Annotated in this window: 15 protein-coding genes; all 15 read right to left on the bottom strand. The window is 66.7% G+C overall.

Annotation, left to right across the window (positions count from 1 at the left end; all coding sequences use genetic code 11):
* Positions 1-31: 31 nt before the first annotated feature.
* Positions 32-2,521 (bottom strand): hypothetical protein, encoded by a 2,490-nt coding sequence (locus OG716_RS06110; protein WP_405136717.1) that lies wholly within the window; start codon positions 2,519-2,521, stop codon positions 32-34.
* 77 nt (positions 2,522-2,598) lie between these two features.
* Positions 2,599-4,551 (bottom strand): type VII secretion target, encoded by a 1,953-nt coding sequence (locus OG716_RS06105; protein ID WP_405136716.1) that lies wholly within the window; start codon positions 4,549-4,551, stop codon positions 2,599-2,601.
* A 214-nt stretch (positions 4,552-4,765) separates the two neighbouring features.
* A complete protein-coding gene (locus OG716_RS06100; protein ID WP_405136715.1) occupies positions 4,766-7,429 on the bottom strand; it encodes a hypothetical protein in 2,664 nt (887 codons plus the stop codon).
* A gap of 6 nt (positions 7,430-7,435) precedes the next feature.
* On the bottom strand, positions 7,436-7,744 hold the full coding sequence (locus tag OG716_RS06095) for a hypothetical protein (RefSeq protein WP_405136714.1): 309 nt from the start codon (positions 7,742-7,744) through the stop codon (positions 7,436-7,438).
* A gap of 19 nt (positions 7,745-7,763) precedes the next feature.
* Positions 7,764-8,117 carry a hypothetical protein gene (locus OG716_RS06090; RefSeq protein WP_405136713.1) on the bottom strand — a complete coding sequence of 118 codons (354 nt, stop codon included), beginning with the start codon at positions 8,115-8,117 and terminating at the stop codon, positions 7,764-7,766.
* A 9-nt stretch (positions 8,118-8,126) separates the two neighbouring features.
* On the bottom strand, positions 8,127-8,831 hold the full coding sequence (locus tag OG716_RS06085) for a hypothetical protein (RefSeq protein ID WP_405136712.1): 705 nt from the start codon (positions 8,829-8,831) through the stop codon (positions 8,127-8,129).
* The gene (locus tag OG716_RS06080) at positions 8,828-9,166 is read right to left on the bottom strand and encodes a hypothetical protein (protein ID WP_405136711.1); all 339 of its coding nucleotides are present in this window, start codon (positions 9,164-9,166) and stop codon (positions 8,828-8,830) included. Before OG716_RS06080 ends, OG716_RS06085 begins: the two co-directional genes overlap by 4 nt.
* The gene (locus tag OG716_RS06075) at positions 9,163-10,725 is read right to left on the bottom strand and encodes a PPE domain-containing protein (protein WP_405136710.1); all 1,563 of its coding nucleotides are present in this window, start codon (positions 10,723-10,725) and stop codon (positions 9,163-9,165) included. The genes OG716_RS06080 and OG716_RS06075 overlap by 4 nt, the downstream gene beginning before the upstream one ends.
* A gap of 36 nt (positions 10,726-10,761) precedes the next feature.
* Positions 10,762-13,158, bottom strand: a complete 2,397-nt coding sequence (locus OG716_RS06070) for a hypothetical protein (RefSeq protein WP_405136709.1) — start codon at positions 13,156-13,158, stop codon at positions 10,762-10,764.
* Between the two features lie 108 nt (positions 13,159-13,266).
* Positions 13,267-14,865: a C40 family peptidase gene (locus OG716_RS06065; RefSeq protein WP_405136708.1), complete on the bottom strand. Its 1,599-nt coding sequence runs from the start codon at positions 14,863-14,865 to the stop codon at positions 13,267-13,269.
* On the bottom strand, positions 14,862-15,734 hold the full coding sequence (locus OG716_RS06060; RefSeq protein WP_405136707.1) for a hypothetical protein: 873 nt from the start codon (positions 15,732-15,734) through the stop codon (positions 14,862-14,864). The genes OG716_RS06065 and OG716_RS06060 overlap by 4 nt, the downstream gene beginning before the upstream one ends.
* A 54-nt stretch (positions 15,735-15,788) precedes the next feature.
* The gene (locus tag OG716_RS06055; RefSeq protein ID WP_405136706.1) at positions 15,789-18,203 is read right to left on the bottom strand and encodes a hypothetical protein; all 2,415 of its coding nucleotides are present in this window, start codon (positions 18,201-18,203) and stop codon (positions 15,789-15,791) included.
* Complete coding sequence (locus OG716_RS06050; RefSeq protein WP_405136705.1) at positions 18,200-20,719, bottom strand: ATP-binding protein; 2,520 nt, start codon at positions 20,717-20,719, stop codon at positions 18,200-18,202. The genes OG716_RS06055 and OG716_RS06050 overlap by 4 nt, the downstream gene beginning before the upstream one ends.
* Positions 20,703-21,128: a hypothetical protein gene (locus OG716_RS06045; RefSeq protein WP_405136704.1), complete on the bottom strand. Its 426-nt coding sequence runs from the start codon at positions 21,126-21,128 to the stop codon at positions 20,703-20,705. The genes OG716_RS06050 and OG716_RS06045 overlap by 17 nt, the downstream gene beginning before the upstream one ends.
* Complete coding sequence (locus OG716_RS06040; RefSeq protein WP_405136703.1) at positions 21,125-21,388, bottom strand: hypothetical protein; 264 nt, start codon at positions 21,386-21,388, stop codon at positions 21,125-21,127. The genes OG716_RS06045 and OG716_RS06040 overlap by 4 nt, the downstream gene beginning before the upstream one ends.
* Positions 21,389-21,406: the final 18 nt, after the last annotated feature.

Genomic DNA, 21,406 nt, shown 5'->3' with positions numbered 1-21,406 from the left:
CGCGAACCGGATTGCCTTATGCGAGAGGCGTTCACGCCGAAGCCGGGACCGTCACCGCGGGTGGTGTGATGTTCTGCGGATCGGCCGCGGTCACGCCGTTCTGGGCCGTCGCGTCCAGGTCGGCGCCGCCGGGGTGGAAGAAGTGGACGTCGCTGTAGGGTCCGCGACCGGTATCGGGCAACTTTTCCGGATGATTCGGATCGAACTCCACCATATGCCCGTTCATGACCAGGTACGTATGCCCGCTCTCCACCACGACCAGCGCGGAGTGATTCGTCCACTGCATCACGTCGCCGGTGCGCAGATCCGGCACGGAATCCCCGCTGGGCAGCAGACTCCGGCCCACCTCCGACCAGGGGCTGCCCGCTGTCGCCGCACCCGGTGTTCCGTCGTATGCCGCCCGTGCGTCGCTGCCGTTCGGGTTGTTGAACTCCTTGTTCACCGCCTGCGCGACCACCGAGGAAACCTGCTGGGTCGAGCCGTCCGGCAGCTTCATATCGACCATCGACTTGGCCGCAGTGGACGGCGGGGTACCGGCGGGACTCGCGGTGACCGCGGGCGGGTTGGTGGCGGGCGCGGCAGGGGTGGTGGCCGCCGGAGCGGGCACCTGCTGCCCGGGCTGGCCTTGCTGCGGATACTGGTTTCGCCGGGGGTCCGTGGAATCGCCGGAGTTATCAGAGCCGCCCGAGCCGTTGCCACCCGTCGTCGAGGACTTCATGGCTTCGATCATCTGCATCATTTCCATCATCTGCATGGGATCGGAACTGCTTCCGCTACTTCCGGATCCGGTGCCGGCGGTCGATGCACCGCCGCCCGACGCAGATGCCGAATTCTCCAGCCGGCTGATCGCCGCATCGATCGCGGCGGATGTACTCGAACTCGTCCCGCCGGAACTCGACGTGCCACCCGCCGTCGTCCCACCCGTTGTGTCCCCCAGCGTGGTCCCCGTACTTCCGTCCGCAGCGCCCGTGCTTCCACCTCCGACGCCAGTTGCCGAACTCCCGTTCCCCAGCAAGTCGCTGTAGAGGCCGCTGTAATCCGTGCTACCGGACCCGGCCGCCCCGGTGAGACCCGCGCCCGCGGCCCCGACCCCAGCGCCGGATCCGCCCACGGCACCGGATCCACCGCCGCCCGCTGCCGCCGTTTGGGCGTGCTTTTGACCAGCCGCATAACCGCTCTGGTAACCATCGTCATAGGTGGCGGGCGCATGCTTGTCGACTCCCGCCCCGTGATTCGCTGCTGTACCCGAAACTGACGCAACCTGTTTCTCGACCTTGTCGACGCAATCCGCGATTGCGCCGTAGAGAAAATCCACCATCTGTTTATTCATATTCGCACTGGTGATGCTTCCGTCCTTGGCGCGGGTTATGTCGACTGCCGGGTTCTTCGCCGATGAAGGCGCACCTTTGGCATTCGACGGCGCCGCCAGAGTCGCCTTGAGATCATCGATCATATTCTCGATATTGTGGAGCGCAGAGGCCGTCGCTTTCCCTATATCGGCGACCAATGCACCGACCACGACGTGCTTGTCGAGCAAATCTTGATGGAGCGATCCGAGCTGGCTGGTCTTCCCGTTGTAATCGTTGATCATCGCGGACCTGTCACGACTGTCCGCGAGCCCGTGCGCAGCGATCAGATTGCTGAGATTCGGGACCTGGGAAGTCTTTCCGACGCCCATACTATCGACGACATCCTGTAGGAACTGCTGCATATCGCCGAGGTACAGGGCCAAGGGCGACCCTGGTGATACACCGAGCGGGGGAGGAAGCGTAACCCGGTAGAAATACTTGACCTTGTCGGCCGGCGATATCACATGGGTTGTGCCGTCCTTGCCGACCACGACGAGGCTGCCGTCACTGTTGAGTACCAGCTTCGCGGCATTGGCCAGACCTGCCAGAGTCGACCATTTCGCCTGAGCCGCAGTGAGTGAGCCCGTCCGGATATCGATCGATCCATCAGAATCGAATGTCGCCCACAGCGCCTTGCCCGTGGCGTCGGTGGTATTCGAATCCCACAGCGTGCTCCCGTTCCCATCGGTCAGGACGAGATCGCCGTTCTGTAGCGCGAGCGTGTACTTCCCATTGGTCAGCCGCTGGCCGGGACCGAGATAATCGCCCACATTGAGGGTGTTGCCCAGATCGGTCGTGGGCGCCGTTTTGCCCGCGGCGACGGCTTTCGCCGCAGGAGAATTGAGGATGGCCTCTACCCGGCCATGGGTAGCTCCCTCCAATGCGTCGGCGTAGAGCTTCGCCTTCGCGTCCGCGGCCGACTTCGCGGCGGCAGCAGCGGCATCGGCCTTCGTCTGCTGGGCCGCGGCATCCAGTAACTGCTTCTGCAACCACGATTCTGTCGTCGTCGGCGCTGCTGTGGGCTGCGACTTCGCCGCCTGCAACAACGCCTGTGCCGAGCTCACGCCCGGCCGCACCGGCGGAGCGACCGGACCGGTCGCCAGCGCCCACTCGTGCAGAAGGTCCTCCGGCGAGCCGGAGGCGGAGGCAGAGGGGCTACCCTGCCCCGACATCAATGCTCCCGGTCTTCAGCCGACAATGACGCGGAGGGCACCCGGATCACCTGCACCAGAATCCAATTCATCACGATTCAGCCGCCGACCTGCTCCACGACCGGCACGGACTCGGGCGCGCTCACGGAGGCGCCGGTCGGCGGACCGGCGGCAAGCGTGGGAGACACCACCGAGATGCCGGACACCGCCGGATGCGAAACGCGTTCCGTCTCCGGCACCGCCACCGCGGCCGGGACCTCCACGAACCGTGGATGATTCATGATCTGCTCGAAGGCGTACGCCGCATCGCGCAGCCCCTGCCGAGACGGTTCCTGTGCCAGGAGCAGTACCAATTCATCGCAGCGGCGTTCGAAAACCATGGCGCGCAGTAACGATCCCTCCTCGTCGATGCGCAATGCGCCGAGGTCCACCCGGCCCACGTCCACCCGGCGCGAGAGCATGGCGGCTGCGAGCAGCTCATCGGCCTCGCGCAATTCGTCCCACTGCTGGCGGCTGACCGGCTGACCGGCCTGCACCGCGGCCAGCACCCGGTCGCGCAAAACTCGGACCTCGGCCGATTCCGGTGGGGTCGCCTGGGAACGGACGAGCTGTGCGTGCGCCTGTGCCGCCAGCTTCACCGTACGTGCCTGCACCGCCGAGTCCGGCACAGCCGCAACCATTTCCGCGGTCGAGGCCGAGCCGAGCAAGCCGAGCCGGTCGGCAGTGTCGTCGGTAGGGGTACGCAGGTCGACATCGTAGGCGGGACCGACAAGTCCCTCCATGGCGACCTCGGTGAACCGTGCGCGCAGGCTCGAGTCGATCGGCCCGGAACTCACCAGTGCCGAGAGACCGGCGCCGGCCTTGGGACCCCAGGCGAGCCCGAATTCCGCGAGTACCCGTGCCGGATCGGAGACGCCCTCCCACGGCGATCCGCCCTCCGCTCCGAGCAATTCGTCCCATACCCATGGGCTCGATACCTCACGCGGCAGGAACAGACCGGCGGGTAGCCAGCCGCGGCCCTCGTTGGAGGTGATGAACAGGGCCGACCCCTCCGGACCGCGCATGACCGACACCGCCCACGAGAGCCCGATGGCCGGTGCGTCGACGGCCGCGAGCACCGCGCCCAGCAGCGTGCGAGCGATCACCAGATCGTCATCGACGAAGGCGTTCACCACATGCGCGGGCTCGGCCTCCTGCCGCTTGGCCGCAGCCACAGCGGCGCCGAACGGTGTGAGCAGGATCGGCGGCGGGACCGCGTCGCCCGCACCGGTCGTACCGTCGGCCGGTGCGGTCGCCGCGGACTGATCGGAAGACATCGGCGGCATGCCCGCACCGGGAATCACGGTGTCCGCGAACCCGTTCAGGAGCGGTGCGCGGTCGCCGCCGATCGGCGCGGCCGTACTGTCGCCGTCGCCGATACCCGAGACCTGAGAAATCGGAGAGGTACCGAGGCCTTCGGACACGGGCGGCTGCGCCGGCGAAACACCTGCATCCGCAGGGCGCCCGGCGGCAGCTGGGACGGCCCCGTTCGGCGCACCGGAGCCCGAATCCTCGGGAGAAGCACCGGCACCCTGGTCGGGCACAGCGCCGTGCGCCGGCGGCACCGGACCGGCGCCGGGCCGCGAATCGAGCGAGTTCGCCTGCACCGGACCGGCGCCGGGCTGCGAATTCGCCAGCGCCCCGGCGTCATTCCCCGGAGCTGTCGCCGGGCCCTGAGCGCCGTGTCGGTCGTTGCCCCGAGGGTCTACCGACCCATTGATGACGGAGGCACTCTCGTGGTCCGTCTTCTCGTAATTGTCCGCCGCAGCCCGGAGTGCCTCGGCGGTGTGGTTGTGCTCGAGTGCGAGCGCGATTCCAGCCTTCTGGCGAGCGTCGTAGTAGCGCTGCAGCGCCTGGTACACCGGGTCGGCGATCTTGCCGTAGCTGTCCTGAAAGGTGCCCAGCCACTCATGAGGTGGTTCCGACCAGTTCCGGGTATCCACCGCGACCTGGTCGTGTTGGTTGGCCAGCTGTCGTAACACCGCAGGGTCTATATCCATGCTGTCCGGCATGCTGGATCCACTCTCCTTTCAACCTCCCGATACCGAATGATTGTCGAGCCTTCCCAGGGGAGGGAATCCCGGCCGTCACATCGGCGCGGGGTCGCGTCCGCGTCGTGAAGGTTGCCGAAACCAATACCTCGTCCCAATCTCCAACCCGATTCGCCGGGAACGAAATCGCCGGCCTCCCACTGACGGGAAGCCGGTGCTGACGCTGTCGAGGACCTCAGGGACCGACGGTGATGGTGGGCGGCCGGGTACTCGCCGTCGCGGCGGCCCCCGCCATGGCCGGATGGTCGGCGAGCTGACCGTGGACGTACACCGCATCGCGCAGAACCTGACGGGTCGGCTCGGCGGCCAGCAGGTGCACCAATTCGTTGCAGCGCCGTTGAAACAGCAACGCGCGCAATGCGGCCGGCTCCCCGACCGCGGTCCGGGACTCGGAACGCAACTGCCCCAGCGGGACCGCGGTCACATCGAGGCGCAATGGTACGGCGGTCGCCGCCAGCAGATCGTCCGCGTCGCGCAACTCCTCCCACCAGTCCGGCGAAACGGTGCCGTGCTGCCGCAGCGCCTTCATGATTCGCGTCCGCGCACCCACCGCGCCGAAGGTCTCGGTGGTGCCCGCGACGCGGGCGGTGCGGGCGTGCGCGTCCCAGGCGAGGTCGGCACACCTGCGCCCGATCAATTCCTGCGGAACATCCGCCACGCGCTCCAGCAACCGCCGTGAACTCACCAGTTCCAGACGATCGATCAGACCCGGTCCAGGAGCCGCGAGATTCATACCCGCATCCGCGCCGACCGCCTCCGCCAGTGCGACATCGCGCAATTGGCCGCGCACGCCCGCATCGATGGTCTGTGAGGACGCCACCGCCGAAATCCGCGCTCCGGTACCCGCACCCCAGACGAGCCCGAACTCGACCAGTACCCGCGCCGGATCCGAGACGCCCTCCCAAGGCGGCCCCTGTGCGGCCTCCCATACCCACGGGAGCGAGATCTCGCGCGGCAGGAACAGCCCCGCGGGCAGCCAGCCGCGCCCTTCGTTCGAGGTCAGGAACACGCTCACACCGCCCGAATGCCGCAGTACCGACACCGCCCAGGCGGGGGCGACCGGCGAATCATCCACTACCGCAAGCACATTGCTCAGCAGCGTGCGCGCCAGCATCAGATCCCCGTCGACACCGGTACCCAGGACGATGCCCGGTGCGGCCGCGGCCGCCATGGCCGCGCCGACGACATCGTGGATCATCGCGGCGGCGCCGTCGGTTCCGGGCGGATGCGCGCCGGGTATCGCACCGGCGGGGCGCGGACCGGCGGTGGCCTTTCCCGACGCGGACACCGCCCCCGGCGGATACGGACCGTGTGCCGTGACGTCGGCGCCGCTGGTGCTCGCCGACCCCGGTACACCTCGCGAATCGGATGCCTGGATCGGGGCGACCCCGCGCGCGTCGGTTCCCGGTGTTGCCGAAACCGACTGTGCCGAGGCGCTTTGCGCTCCCCCGGCCGCGATCGACGCCGACGAGCCGGCGGACCCGATATCGATCGGCGGCGCGAGGAATATCGGCGCGGGGCCCAGACCGGCCGCCGTTGTCGGATCGGCGAACGAGGGTGCCGAATCCCTTGCCGCAAGAGGGGATACGTCCGCACTGGACGAATCACGCAGCGCCCCAGGGGTCTCCCGGGATCCGAGGACCGAGCCGTCGGCCACCGAGGACGATTCGGAGCCCTCTGGCGACGACGCGTCCGCACCCGGTCCGCCCGGGCCCGATGTGCCGCGCGAATCCTGCTGCACCGGAATCGATTCCGGTGTCCCGCTCGGATCCGGAACGGGGCCGCCGGGCATGTCCCCACCATCGGGCGCAATAGATCGATCAGGTGGCGGCAGATACACCGGCGCGCCACCATTTCCCCCGGCCTCGTGCCCGCCCCCCGCGCCGATCGGGCCGTATCCACTCGTCTCGGAGTCCGCACTCGCGCTCGTCGCGTCCGCACGGGTTGCGTGACCGACGCCGGTGTCACCGGATCCGGGGCCGGTGCCGGAGTCACTCGAGGCCGGGCCCGGCCCGGCGGCACCGTGTGCCAGACCTGCGGCGGCGGCACCGGATGCGGGGCCCGCACCGGGCAGTGCATCGGGTGGCAGCGCCCCGACCAGCGGACCCGCACCTCCTGCCCCGTGCAGCAGACCCTCCACTACGGCAAGCGGATTCGGCCACCCGGCGGCCGAACCTGTTCCCGGACGCGGAGATTCGGGCGACCCGGGCGTGTGCCCGAATCCCCGACGGTGCCCGCCGTCGCCGGGCGCGTGGTGCCCCTGCCCCGCCGGCTGCCGGGCCGGGCCCGCACCGCCACCCCAGCCGTGCCAGGGAAACGGCAGCCCCAGCAGTTCGGCGATCGCGACCAGCCCGGGCACCTGCTCGAAGCCGATCGCCGCACGGGCGTTGGCGGCCACCGCGGCGACCTCCGCCGCTGCTACCTGGACGATGCCGAAGATCTCGGCCTGCGTGGTGTCCCCACCGCTGTTGTCCTGTCCTGCTTGCGCATTCCCGATGCGGGCGACGGCATCATCGACGATGTCGAGGATCCGATTCCGGGTGCGGGCGACCACCGCGGCGAATTCACGGAAGGCGTCCCCGGCGGCCGACAGCACCGCCTGCAGTTCGTGCAGGCGGCGTCCCTGCGCGAGCATGTCCTCCTTGACCGCCTGCAGGCTGACGCTCGCGCGCACTCGATCGTCGAATCCGCGCCGCGCCTGTTCGACGCCGGTGAGGTCGAGCGCGGCAGCGCCGTCACGTACGGCCGACTCCAAAGCGGACCAGTCGCCGGGACCGATCCGCGGCCAGTGCTCCCCGACGATGACCGCCCAGTACTGCCCGCCGTACTCGGGCTCCATTGCGTATCAGGCCGATTCGTACCGGTCTATGGCCGCTCCGCCGGCGACGTCCGTCCCCGTCAGCGCGTCGACCCGCGCCACGGCGAGCAGATAGGTCGCATCGGCCTGGCCGTCGTCGCCCCGCACCGCCTGTGCGACAGCGGTTTTGACCCAGTGCAGGGCGGCGACCAGATCGCGGTCGAGCTGCGACTCCGGCCGCGCCCGCAGCTCCAGATCGTCCACGGTGGCGGCGATCCGGCCGGCCGCGCCCGTCGCGGCGCCGGTGAACCAGCTCGCGGCCGCCAGTACCTCGGCGGCCTCGTCGATATCCAGCATGGTGGTATCCCGTCTGTGGTCAGGTCGAGGAGGTGCCGAGTTCGGCCGCCTCGGTGGCCCGGTACGCGGCTTCGGTGGGCAGGTCGAAGGAGTCGACGGTGAACGGGCGGGTGCCGTTGTACTCCATCTCCACGCGCAGGCCCACCCGGGATTTCAAATGCGCGAGCCGGGCCAGCCGGAGGATTTCGGCGGCCAGCCAGGCATCGCCGTTGTCGCGGGCGTCGTCGGTGAGGTGCAGGCCGATCATCTCGCCGTCGCGGTCGCAGGCGACACCGACGGTGTGGTCCGGATTGAACACCTCGTAGGTCATGGTCCTCCAGTCCGGAGCCGGAGGCGGCTCGTCGTCGGCGTACAGATCGTGCTCGGTTGTCATCGACATCTCCTAGAGGTGGGCGCCGGCGGTCTCGGCCGGGTTCGAATCAGGTTGTGCGGCTGACGTTTCCAGCTCTGTAGCGAGCGCGGACCAGACCTGGTCCTCGACACCGAGCACACGCCGCAGCGGCCAGCAGCGGGTTCCGAGATACAGCTCCGCGGTCCCGTCGGCCGCAACATCGAGATGATCGGGGCCCTCGATGACCGGGTTGAGGCTGATCGTCGTGACCGGAGGCTGGCTGTCATCCACGGTGAAAAGGGTGCCGCCGCCCGGAATGAAGGTGTGCCGGCAGCGTGGTCCCGCCGGGACCGCCAGTTCGGGACTGTTGGTGGTGAGCGTGATCTCGGGGTTGAGCAGTAGCTGCATCGCCCAGGCGCGCGCGGTGACCTCGGGCCGATCGGCATTGAGGGCGAGCGCGGTGACGGCGGCCAGATCGAGCACGAGCATGGCATCGCTCATGGTCAACCCCACCACGACCAAGCGTTTCGGGGTACCGACCGGTTGCGGCAGATCGTCCGCCTCCACGGTCAGCGGGTCCGAACCGGTGGCGTTGCCGACGGCCGGATAGGCCGTGATCGTCCCGGTCGCTATCGCCACGGTGTACGCGAGAATCGTTTCGATCGTCGGCCATGCGACGCTGGACAATCGGATCAGACCCTCGTCGTGCAGCCAGTGCACGGTGTCTGCCACCGTCACGGTACCGGGCTCGGTCATGCCGGCAGCCCCGGTACCGCGGCCTCCGAGTCGGCCTGCCAGGATTCGGCATTGGTGACGGCCTCGTACTGCCGTCCCGCATCCGCGGTGCTCTCCCGCACGGCGGCCATGATCTCCTCCACCAGTTCGGCGCTGTCGAACCGCTCGGCGGTGCCGGGTGCGAGGTAGAGATCCAGCAGCCGCCCCATCGCATCGACCTCGGGGACGACCGCACCGCTCGGCGACGGCCTGCGTGCGCGGATGCCGTCGATCTTCTCGCGCAGATCGGCGATGCGGTGCCGCAGATCCCGGGCGGCGTCCAAGGCCGCCTGCACATCTGGGTGGATATCACTCATGAGGAACCTCCGGAGGAGTTCGGAATCGGGATCGCCGGTGTCGGCGGTGTCACGGTCGGAGCGATCGTCGGCTTCTCGCCGATCACCGCCTCCGTATACGGGGTGTTGTCGACATACATGAGGCGGTCGGGATGCCAGGCCACCACCCGATTGCGTTCGCCGCCACCACCACCGCCGGCGCCTCCCATTCCGGGCGACATCGGCATATACGGCATCATCGGCGAGCCACCGGCGACGCCGCGTGCGCTCGCGGCGCCCGCACCGGCCGACTCCAGCGGCACCATCGAGGAGGCCCGCGACAGGCTCGTCGAGGGGCTCAGCGTCGCCGAACCGGTGACCATCGGCATCTGACCCACGTCGACGCCGGCCGGGCCCGCGCCGCTGATGTCCGCGGCCGGCGCACCGGGCACGCCGGAATCTCCGGGGGCGCCGCCGCTGACCGTCGACGGAATACTGGGATAACCGCCGTCCTGATACGGGTCGGTGACGTCGGGTATTGCGTCGGTGCTCTTGTCGTTCGTCCCGGAAAGACTGTTCGCGCCCGAGGTCATCGCGCTGATCAAGGACGGAAGCATCTGCGACATAAGGTCGGTACCGCTGTTGGAAGTTCCACTGCCAGAAGTGGTTCCGCCGGTCGTCGAACCGCCGGTCGTGCTGCCACCGGAACCTGAACCGGTGGTAGTGCCGTTGCCGGAACCCGACCCGGTCGTGCCGCCCTTACCCGGCCCCGGGGTGGTCGTGCGGGAATTGACCTCGGCCACATACTGCGAGAAGGTCTCCGCCGACCGCGCGTTCAATTCGTTGAACTTCACCAGCGCCGCCTCGATGGCCGCCGCGTTCTTCGACCGCATCGCGGCCAGCAAATGCCGGCGGGCCGCGATCAGTTCCTGCGGGGTCGGGTGCCGGGTCTTGGCGGATCGAAAAGCGTTGCTGTAGCCGTCGATACCGTCGGCAAGATCGCTGAGGCCGGCGCCCAGTTCGTCGAGTTGATAACGATGGCCGGTCAGCTGCGTGGCGACCGCGGTGCCCACCGGTGTCCAGTTCTGCAAGGTATCGGACGCGATACCGAGGCCGTCCACCGCCGCGCGATGCGATCCGGCGACGTAGGTCCGCAGCTCGTTCGCGAATTCGGCGGCCGGGCCCGGGCCCGGGCCGCTGTGCAGTTGTCGCGCGAGGGTGAGGGGGTCGACCGATCCGGACGGGACCGGGAACGACGAGATCGGCACCTGCTGTGCCGCAAGCGGTTCCATCATCGAAACCGGATTCGTCACCGGATCGCCGCCGCCCCCCAGAGTGCGCCCCGACAGATTGTCGGTGGTGGTGTAGTCGGCGGCCGACGATCCGATGTGGTGTGCCATCGGATGGACCTGGTTCAGCGCACCGATCACCTGATTCGCCAGCGCCGCCTTCTGCGCGTTGAGTTGCGGAACATATTCGGCGGTAATGGGATCCGCGCCCGCGGGCTGCACCCAGGCGGCAGGCAGGGCGCCGTGCGTCGCCCGCACGAGCGCGGCGAGCGCCGATGCCACGTCCACGAGTTCGTGGGGATCGACATTCATCGCTGCCTCCGCCTCCCTTCCTGTACCGGCCGCATATCAGGCCGTGGGGGCGGCCAGCGCCGGCAGCGCGGCGGCCAGGGAGTGATCGGCGCCGTTCGATCCGGCGGCGGACGAGTTATCCGAATTGGCGGGTTCAATGCCCTTCGGGTGTGCGAATCCGTCGAAGTTCACGAAATCACCTGCGCTGCCGGTCTTATCGGTGGCGCCGGGTGTGGCCGCGGGATCGGATGTCCCTGCCGTACCCGGCGTGGGTGCCGCGCCGGGCGCCGGCGCCGTGTCGGATTGATCGGAGACGAGCGGCACCATATTGCCCTGACTGTCAGCACCGAGGGGCACGACCTTGCCGTTCACAATGACATCGAGTGTGCCGTCGGTACCCGTTCCCATTCTGCGCACGATGGCGGTGACGCGGCCGCTGTCCCAGCTGGCGACGTCTCCCGTCATCGTCTGACTCGGATCGATCGCGGTGCCGATCTGATTGCTGTCCGACCAGGCGGCCGGCGTATCGGCGTATGCCGCTTGGGCATTGGTGGAACCGTGGTTGTCGATGGCCGCGCGCAATGCCTTGAACACCGCGGCCGACACCTTCTGCGACTTTCCATCGGGAAAGGTGAAGACCTGATCACCGGTGGCAGCAGCGGGATTCGAGCCCGGCGCAACCGTCGGCTGCGACGAACTGGCCGACGAATTCGGCGCGGCTTGCTGACTCGCCGCCGGCGCGGTCTGTGCGGCGGCCGGAGCGGTAGTGGCCGCCGCCGGTTGCGCGACCGCCGGGGCTGCCTGCGCAGGCTGCACCGATTGCGGGTACTGCGCGTAACGCGCCGGATCTATTCCGCCGTTCCCATTGCCGGAACCCGAATCGCCCGTACCACGCTGGCCCAGCAGGCTGTTCATGAGTTCGCTCTCCATCATCGGATCCGAGCCGAGCGACGACGCCGAAGCCGGAACCGAACTCTGCGCGGCCGGCGTGGCAGCGGATTGATTCGCCAAACCATTGATCGCATCAGCCAATTGGCTGTTGCCGGTGCCGCTGGTGGCGCCTGGATCGGTCACGGCGCCCGGAGCGGTGCCGACCGTGCCCGGAGCGGTCCCGGTGGTGGTCCCCGTGCCGGTATCTCCGGTCGCACCGGTACCGGTACCGGTCGACCCAGCGCCGAGCAACGAAGGGTCATAGCCCGTGCCCGCACCGGTACCAGCGGCCGCTCCGGTCCCAGCACCAGTTCCTATCCCAGCGCCTGTGCCGGCACCGGTACCAGAGCCAGTTCCGGCATTCGTGACGCTGGGCGGGGCAGCCAGCTTGGCCAGCGCGGCCTGCTGCGCATCGAATTTGGTCGACAGATCGCCCAACTGCTTTTTCAGGTTCGTGTCAGTCGCGGCCTGCTGATCGGTCGAACTCGCCAAGAGCGTCATCTCCTGAGTGATGCTTCCCAGCGTTTTCTCCGCCTGCTGCATCGCGGCAGCGAGATACTGCCCGACCCAGTCGTTCTCGCTCATGCCCTCCTGCGGCAACAATTTCGCGCTCTCGTGCATCATGTCCACCATGCTGTTGATCGCCTGCTGGCCCATCACTCCGGCCTCGGCGACCTTCTGCACCAGTGGCACCAGTGCGGTATCCGCCGCCTGCATCGCGGTCACCGCATCATTGAGCTGCCCCGCCACATTCGTGTAGTTATTGAATATGTTCGGCGCGGCACTAAAGTCCGTGCCGGAAAGGTCGAGCGTCGGACCGGGAGTGCTGGGCGGATCGGTCTTCGCACCCTTGCCGAGGCTGGCGTACGCGTTCCCGAAGAACTTGTATGCCTGCGGGAAATAGGTAACGTACGTCGCCGACAGTTGATACTGCGGAGGCCACGACTTGAGTGCGTTAGAATCGGGCATCCACATAGTCGTCATACCGGCGGGGATATCGGTGGAATTCGCAATCAACGGAGTAACCGGGATCGCGGTATGCCCATTCGCCGCATCGGGTGACGCATTCTTTCCATTGGAAAGAAAGGGCGTGACAAGCTGGTCGCCGACACCTGCCCCGGCACCGCCGAGCAGGGTCGCGGCAGCATATGGCCTATTGGCCATCTGGAGACCCTGATCTTTGAAAGCCACACTGGCATTCTTCGGAATATTTTTGAATGTATTTTTGAATCCATTCCAAGGTAGGGTGTCAGCGAATTTCAATCCAGTTGACCCGCCCTTGGCGAGAATAAGCTTGGTCAGTCCAAGGCCGAGTATTTCACCACCGCCCGCCCCGAGCAGACCTACCGCTCCCTCTTTGAAAACATCGCCCATGTTGTGAATTTTGCCCTCGAGCAGTCCCCCCACGATGTTTCCCGCGACACCGCCGATCGCTCCGCCCACCCCGGGCAGAATGAGGTTGCCTACGATCGGCGCGGCAACGGTAATCGCCTCGCCTGCAAGCTTCTCGAACCAGTTCGCCATCAGCAGCCTCCGTCCCGAGCACAGTTCGCGGTACCGTCACGCCGCGAATATTGATGCCCAGGGCATCCTTCGACGACATCCATTCTCTGGGATTCCCATCAGTGGGAACTATGTCCACCGGCTGGCGGCGAAACTGCTCGGCAGGCTGACGACGCGGACCGAAGCGCCGGTGTGCGGGGCCTCGACGCACTGGCCGTTGCCGATATAGAGCATGACGTGTCCCGGGCTGCCATTGTTGTATTCGGCGGCGGGGAAAATGAGGTCACCGGGGCGGATGTTCGCCGGGGCGACCTTGGGGAGGTTCTGGTACTGCTCGGCGGCGGTCCGGGGGATGCTGACCCCGGCAGACGCGGCTGAATACTGGGTCAAGCCAGAGCAATCGAAGGAATTGGGCCCCTCGGCACCGTACACATACGGCTTGCCGACTTCGCTCAAGGCGACCGAAATAGCCTGCTGCGCAGTGGTTGTGGTACCCGCGGTCAGTGTTCCCGGATAGCTCTTCCCGGAAAGGTTGTACAGGTATTCGCCGGTGAGCTGGTTGATCGCAGCGGCGAGATCGCTCGATGTGGCGTGCCCACCGGCGACCAGAGTCTGAGCCCGCTCCAGCGCCTGCGTCATGATGGCGTGCACCTGCTGCTGCCCTGCGGCGCTGTAGGCGCCGGTGCCGAGATGGGCCAGCGCCACATCCACTTCCCGCAGCAATTGATTGAGCGCCGTGCGATTCACACCCTGGCTCCCGGCGAGACTGGTGATGTAGCCGGCGAGCTGGTTGTCGAGATTATTGAAGGTGGCGGCCGCGGTGTGCTGATACAGCCGCAGCGCGGTGAGCGCCGTCGATGCCGAGCCCCCACCGGAAGACCCGGTTCCGCTGCCGGACCCGGTAGCACCTGATCCGGTCGAGCCCGTCCCCGGAGCGCCAGTGCCACCCGCAGACGCCCCGCCGCCGGAAGCCGCACCCGGCGAACCGGTTCCACTGCCGGAGGTGCCTGTGCCCGGGGTATCAGCGCTGCCATTGCCATAGGCTGACTTCAGAAGTTGCAGCGCCTGCAGTGCCTTTTGCGCCTGCGGCGTCAAACCCGTTCCGGTTCCCGTTGTTTGACCGGCAGCCGTGGTCGAGCCGCTACCCCCGCCGCCGAGCGCGGAAGCGAGCATCGGCAGCATGCCGAGCAGCATCGGCGCCGCCGAGAGGACAGCGGGTGCGATCTTGGCGACGGTATCCGGATCTATCAGGGGCGCAGCTGAATTCACGGCATCGGAACCGGCGTGGGAAACATCCGCCGATTGCGGCGATCCGGCCGACGCACCGACTTCGGGCCCCGTCGCCGCGCTGGGCGCAACCTGCGCGGGTGCGGGCACGCCGGAACCCGCTCCTCCGCCGGATCCGGGCGCACCTGCCGGGTCCGAGCCGGCGGGCTGCAGCGCACCATTCGGCCCGGCCGCACCACCACCGGGTGAGCCGGGCGCGGCGCCGCCGGATCCCGCCGCCGGTGGCGCACCTGCCGCGCCATCGGTCGGCGGACTGTCAGCCGTGCCGGGACTGGTTGTCCCTGAGATCGATCCGGGCACACCCGCTGAATTGGAGCGATTCTCCTCGTCCTTCCGCACTACGCGGGTATTCCATGGCGTGGGCTGGGTCTCCTCCGCGGCGCCCCACAGTTCGGCGGCCCCCGACTCGGGTCCTTCGTCCACACCTGCCGGACTCGTCACGATGCGCCTCCGAGCACACGCTTGACCCGGACATCCGGCCCCGCAGGGAGCGCCTGCTGTGAGATCCGGCCGTTCGTGGCGTCAACGACCACGACCTGTGTTGCGCTGACGGCTATTCCGACCTGAGTGGGGGCGTAATCCCGGTAGCCCCAGAACACCAGATCACCTGCGGATACCCCGACAGGATCGACACGCTGACCGCAGACAACCTGGGCTGCCACCGATTTCGGCAGCACCACGGGTGCGGTACCACCATTGCTCGGGCAACCGGCCGCACTCACGCTTGCGGATGGAACCACCGCGCCTGCCCGCGAGACGCTAGGGTCATTCCCCATCACAGCGGTCGATTCGCAGGTCGCCGTGGTCGAGGCGGCAGACGCGCGGGAGATCACCGCCGCTGTCATCCCCTCCGGATCCGCTGTCCCGTCCGCCGCCTGTCCGGTGCCGCTCACCAGGGCGAGGGCTATCTGTCGCGCGCATTCGGCCGCAAACCCGGTGTTGACAGTTCGCAGCGCAGGCAACTGATATGGCGCTGACCGCAGCGCGGACAGACACGTGCGCTGCCAGTCCGAGACGCCGGTTTCCCCAGGGGCAATGGTCAATTCGGCGTAGGGATTGGCAGTGGGCGCCTCCGAGGGTAAAAGGGTCTCTGGCTCCCCGGCGGTAGTCGCGGTCTCGGCCTCGGTGGCTGCGGGATCGGGCCCAATCGCACTGTCACACTGGTAGTGCAGATCGGCGGAGGTCGCCGAATCGATTCCACCGGAGAAGATTACGAGCACGGCCAGTATCGTTCCGAGTCCAGCCGCGGCCGCCACGGTGACCAGCAGCCAACTCGGCGCGGTCAGAAGGATCACCAGCCGGGTAATCATCCAAGTCTCACTTCCTGGTTCCCTACAGGTGGTGGCCCACGACCGAGATCACCATCACGGCACAGGCCGGGGCCTACTGAGCGCAGGATAGGGATTCGCCGCGATCTTCCACGGACTCGGCGCAATGCCGCTCGCATAACTATCAGTAGCTTGCGCATCGGCTACTGCAGCCTGGAGTTGCCGCATGAGAAGCGGATTCTGTCGATCTGCGGTCAATGCGTTTGCTGCCTCGAGCACTCGGAAAGAGTGCTCATTACCAATCCATCTCAACATGTCCTGTGCTTCCTCCTGAGTGATACCGCTGAGTGGCGGTACGCCTCTTGTCATAGAGACCCCGGCGGTTCCCGGTTTAGTGGATCCATCCGCCAAATTCTTCAAAGCCTCCATCTTCTCTTTGGTAGGACGATCCATATAGTTATCGACATAATCCCGCTGCTGGCCTGTGGGCATTCCGCCGTCGAGAGGTCTGCCACCCTTACTCGCGCGCCTGTACACGTAAGCCGCCGATTGCAATGTCGCCAAATCAGCTGCCTCTTCCTCACCACTTCGAGCTTTGCCTCCGGGTTGTACGCGCTGCATTCCAGCGACTACACGGCCGAGTTGTTTATCAGCCAGCACAGAATTCTGGGCGTTGTCATCGATGATTCCCCAGGAACTGATGGCATGCTCGATTATGTCGTCCCTGGTAAATCCGGCGCCGCGGAGGGCAGCAGGCAGATGTATTCGACCGGCACCGCTGTCGACCGCGTGCTGAATGGCGGCCGCCGCACCCATCGCGGTGTTGATGCCACCATAAGCAAGAGCACCCTTGCGTGCAGCAGCCGCGAACGCCGGAAAGTGCGCATAGGACTGCATATAGGTCCCGTCCGGCCCACCGAATCCCGGTGCCCCCCATATATCCCACTGTGCGAGCGAGGACTTCCGTTCTTTACGCGCCTGCGGTCGAAACGGGGTTCGAGTCATCCCCCACGCCCACTCGGTGAGGGGCGATGAGCCGATAGCGCTCACCGCACCCAGCATGCCCAGCGCACTCATCGACCGACCGGCACCGAGAGTGCCCATCCCCAATGCTGTTCCCCCACCGGAACCTCCTCCGGCGCCCGCCCGGCCGCCGTTCTGAATCGCCATGGCGAACCGGTTCGCCACCCAGTCGTTGCCCTTCTCCAAACCTGCTGTGAGACGGCGCAATTGCAGGATCGCGACGACCTCGACGATCGCACCGATGATGAACACCGACATGACCTGTCCCTGGGCCTGTTTGAACAGATCACCGAGGAACAGCACGTACACACCGAGATAGACGACCTCGGCCGCCATGCGCGCCGCGGCGAAGAAGCCGTGCACCACGCTTCGGACCAGGAAGGTTTGGGTCGGGCCGTAGATGAATCCGCCTGCGGCGAAGCCGAATATCGCCATGAGCCCGTGATAGACCGAGTCCAGTGCCGACCAGACGATCTTGATGGCGAGTACGGCGGCGAAGGCGAGCAGGAGTGTTCCCGCGATCAGCAGCAGTATTCCCGCGCCGATCTGCCCCACACCGGGTTTCTCCGCGGCATTGTGCGCCGCAGTATCCCCGCACGCCTGCATAGCGCTCGCCGTTTGACCCTCGTCACCCGCGGCCGCCGACCATGCGCTGCGGCAGGCCGAGCTGACATCGACCACATGCCCGAAGTTCCATACCTGGAGCGGGCTGCGGGCGAAATTGTCGGCGAGCTGGCCCTGCATGCTCGAAACCAATTGTCCTGGTTGTGGATTGCTCTGCCCGTTCAATCCGGCCGCGATCTCGATGCCGAGGTCTCGCCCCTGTATCAGCCAGCCGTCGGAGGACAGCACATCCGAGAGCGGATCCGCCAGGAATATCGGGGCGAGCACCGCGACACCCAGCATGGTCGCGATCTGCATGGCGGCCTTGGCGTGCAGGCCGCGCAGCACGAACCACGCTACGAAGAAGGCGCCGATGGTAGCGGCGGTGATCAGGACGATCGGTACGGCGACTTGCGCGCTCAGCGTCCGCGCCACCGCCCGCAGCGGTGCCGAGAACAGGTCCAGCCAGCGAAAGCTCAGCACATAGGTGATCAGCCAGATGCCGATGGTCACGATCACCATCCACCCGGCGAACTCCAGGGAGATCACCAGGGCGATGCCGGTCGTCATCGGGTGCAGCACACTGCCGTCGTTGGTGGCGAACACATAGTTCGACAGCTCCACTCCGGAGGAGTCCTTGACATCCATCCAGCTCAAAGCGCTGTCGCCGGAGGAACCCGAGCCCGCCGCGCCCGCCATGGCCGCGGTGCCGACGAGACCCGGTAAGACGAACAGCACCAAGAACATCAGTGCTATCCCGGTGATCCAGCGCCGTGTGCGGGTCGCACACGCCCACGCTCGGACACGCCCGATCAGCGGGCGCAGTTGCCAGCGCTCGATCTCCCAGAACTCCACTCGCCGAAAGCGATCGAGAAAGGCGGTCACGAGACCACCCGTCCCTCCGCGTGCAGTGCGCGCATGCTGCTCGGCGTGCTGCCGATCGCCGCCGCCCGATCCGGGCGCGCCGGCCCGAGCACCTTCCCGCGCCCGATGCGGTTGAGCGCATCGCGCATGAACATCTCGCCCCGGCGCTCCTCCGGCACCTGCCGGCCGGGTCCCACCGGCGGCGAGGTGGCCTCCCGCAGAATCTGGAGCAGGAACGGCGACTCCTTCAGATCCACGCCGAGCCACTCCAGGCTGTTGCGCGCCAAGGTCTCGTCACGCTGGCGGAAGACGAACCTGTTCGGAATCAGATTGTGCGCCGCACCTTGGAAGTCGGTGGCCGGATCATGCGAGGCCAGTCCGATCGCTGCGAGATGCTTGCGGCCGTCACGACTGAAATCGGAGGTCACCGACGAGCCGACCTGCGTCTGGGTGAAGTGATGCGCCTCGTCACCGACCAGCAGTCCGAAGCGGCCGTTATCGGTCAGGAAGGCTTCTCGCGCAGCGACACCGACGAGTTCGTAGAGCGCGGTCCCGAGCCGCTTGGTCAGCGGCAACCGGTTGTACAGGTGCGGGGTGGTGAGCTCCTCGGCGGTCGGCAGCGCCAGATTATGGCTGCGCACAACGGTTGCCGCGGCGTCGAGACGCAGGGGTGTGAGCCGCTGATCGAACAGCACCGGCACCCGGTCCACGATCGTGCCCAGTCGCGCCGCCAGATCCGCGTACTCCTCGCCCGCGCCAGGCTCGTCGCGCAGCTTCCGGACCACCTTGAAAAAGTCCAGCAGACTTCGTATTCCGTATTCGGCGATCCCGCGGGGCGCCAGCAGATTGCTGGCCGCCGCACCCGCGCCCGAAGTAGGTGAAAGATCAAGTAGCGGCAGGATCGAATCCAGTGCCCGCTCCCCCGCCGTGCGCGGGTCGAACAGCCGCAACGGATCCAGCGAGACCGTCGGATCGGCCAAATCGATGATCACCGCATTGTCGATCGCGGAGGCGAAATGCTCCCACTCCCCGACCTGACTGCGATCGATGGCCAGGAACTGACCGCCCATATCGTGCACGAGCACCGCGATCAGCTTGAGCAGGTAGGACTTTCCCGAGCCGAGCTCGCCGGTGACCGCGAACGAGGCGGACAGATCATGCAGCGCCGCCTCCATGATCCCGAAGTGAATCGGCTCGAAATTCCCGGACATGAGGTTCACGCCGATCACCGGTCCGCTGTCGTCACCGATCTGGCTGGTGGTCAGCGGCACGAATCCGGCCCACATATCCGACGGCACGATATGGGCGAAGTCATCGAACGCGCGCCGCGGCGTACTACCGGGTATCAGCATCGACCACAGGTCCACCTGGGCGCCGACGGGCGCGGTGAGGTCGATCTGAAATCGCTTGTACCGCCGCTTGAGTGTGTTGACCGCATCGGTGGTCGCCTCCCGGGTCCGACCGCCGACGGCGATCACCGTGGTGAACAGCACCTCCGATTCACCGCTGTTGACCTCGAAGTGATCGTTGTACTCACCGAGCATCTGCGCCTTCGACATCAATGTGTTCTGCGCGAAGGACACCTCCTGGTCGCGCTGATCCATCTGCTCGCCGAGACGCCGCAGATTCGTCTCATTGGATTTGAGGACCTGCTCCGCCGGCTTGGTCGAGACCCGCATCCCCCAGTCGACGGTGACATCGCTGAGCCCTTCGAGCACACTGAGGAATTCGCTGCCGCCGGGAAAGGTCATGCCCGCGTAGGGAAACGAGTTCGGGGTGAGCATCGCCTGATAGGACGGCCGGAACGCGAAGTCCGGCTGCACCACCTTGATCACCGGGACGAACGAGGGCCGCAGCCGCCGCCCGCTATCGCTCTGCGCGCCCTCATCCAGTGCGGCGGAACGGAATACGGCCGCGGTCGCATCGTCCAGCGCGCCCACGCGGGTGGGCGCGACGGGATCACCCGCGGAGCCCCGCGAGAGATAGTGCTCCCACAGCCACTGGAACAGGGCCGCGGGCACCGGAACCGGATCGAACTCACCACCGATACCGGAGAGGATGTCTTTCGCCTTCTCCTCGTAGGCATCCAATTCGGCGCGCGCGATCGCCGTGGCGTCCACGGTGGTGGTATTGCCCCGCCACACCCGCGATACCACCGACATTCCGGTGTTCAGCGACCCGACGGGTATGGACAACAGGAAGATCCGCGTCTGCGGGAGGATCGCCTGGACTCGTTCGTAGGAGGCGACGACTTCGAGTGCGTAGTCCTCGCATTCGTCGAGGTCGATGCCCTCCACCATTTTGCTCAGCACGTCGATGGTGTTCAGTCGCGCCTGGATTCCCAGCAGCAGCGAACCGCTCGGCAGATTGCCGATCAGCGCATGATGCGCCATTTTCACGTCGTATTTGTCACTGGCGTTTCGCAGACCGTATCCGGCAGGGTTGACGAAATAGGTCGCCGTCACCAATCCCGCATGCGTGAACTGCAGGTTCCCTCGAATCGCGGCGGTGGGCTGGATATCACGATCGAACGCCATCGAAAGCCCTTCTGCTGTCCGCAAATATCACCACTACCGATTCCTCGACGAACATGGTGTGCCGCGCGGAATCCTCGCCGACGGGCATTCCGGAGGCCGACACCGGCTTGCGCCGCGCGATCAGCCGACCGGCCCACAAGACCCGCGAGGTCAGTCGCACGCCGGTGTACGGGACCAGACCGAGCGCGAACACCGCCACGGCGGTGACGATCAATCCGCCGACAAAGGTGACCGCCGGATTGGCCGGAAAGGACATCGAGCACACGGCCGAGACCGCCAGCAGCGCAGCGGCCGCCGCGACCTGCGGCAGGGTATAGGGACCGAACGGCAACTTCTGCCCGTTCTGCGCCTTGCCGATCACCGTGGGAACACGCTTGATCGGCGTGAAGACCTTGATGACCTGGCTCACCGATACCCGCCGATGGGCGCGTTGGGGATGATCGTGTCCGAATCGACGCGCGCGTAATTGACCAGTGTCGGCAATATCCAGAACACCACCGCGGCAATGATCGCCGAACCGGCAACCGCCAGGACCTTGCCGGGCGACAGCTTGCTCTTGGTCGATTCCGAGATGAGGATCGCCATACTCGCGATGGTCAGGATAATCAGCCCGATCCAGCGGAAGACGAGCAGCACGCTTTCCAAAATATTGCCGAGTTGAGTGCCCATCGGGGAGGTCCTTTCGCG

This window comes from Nocardia sp. NBC_01388 (genome assembly GCF_045040085.1).
Classification (GTDB): domain Bacteria; phylum Actinomycetota; class Actinomycetes; order Mycobacteriales; family Mycobacteriaceae; genus Nocardia.
Note: the sequence above shows the minus strand (reverse complement) of the source record. Positions and strands in the feature narration are given on the sequence as shown.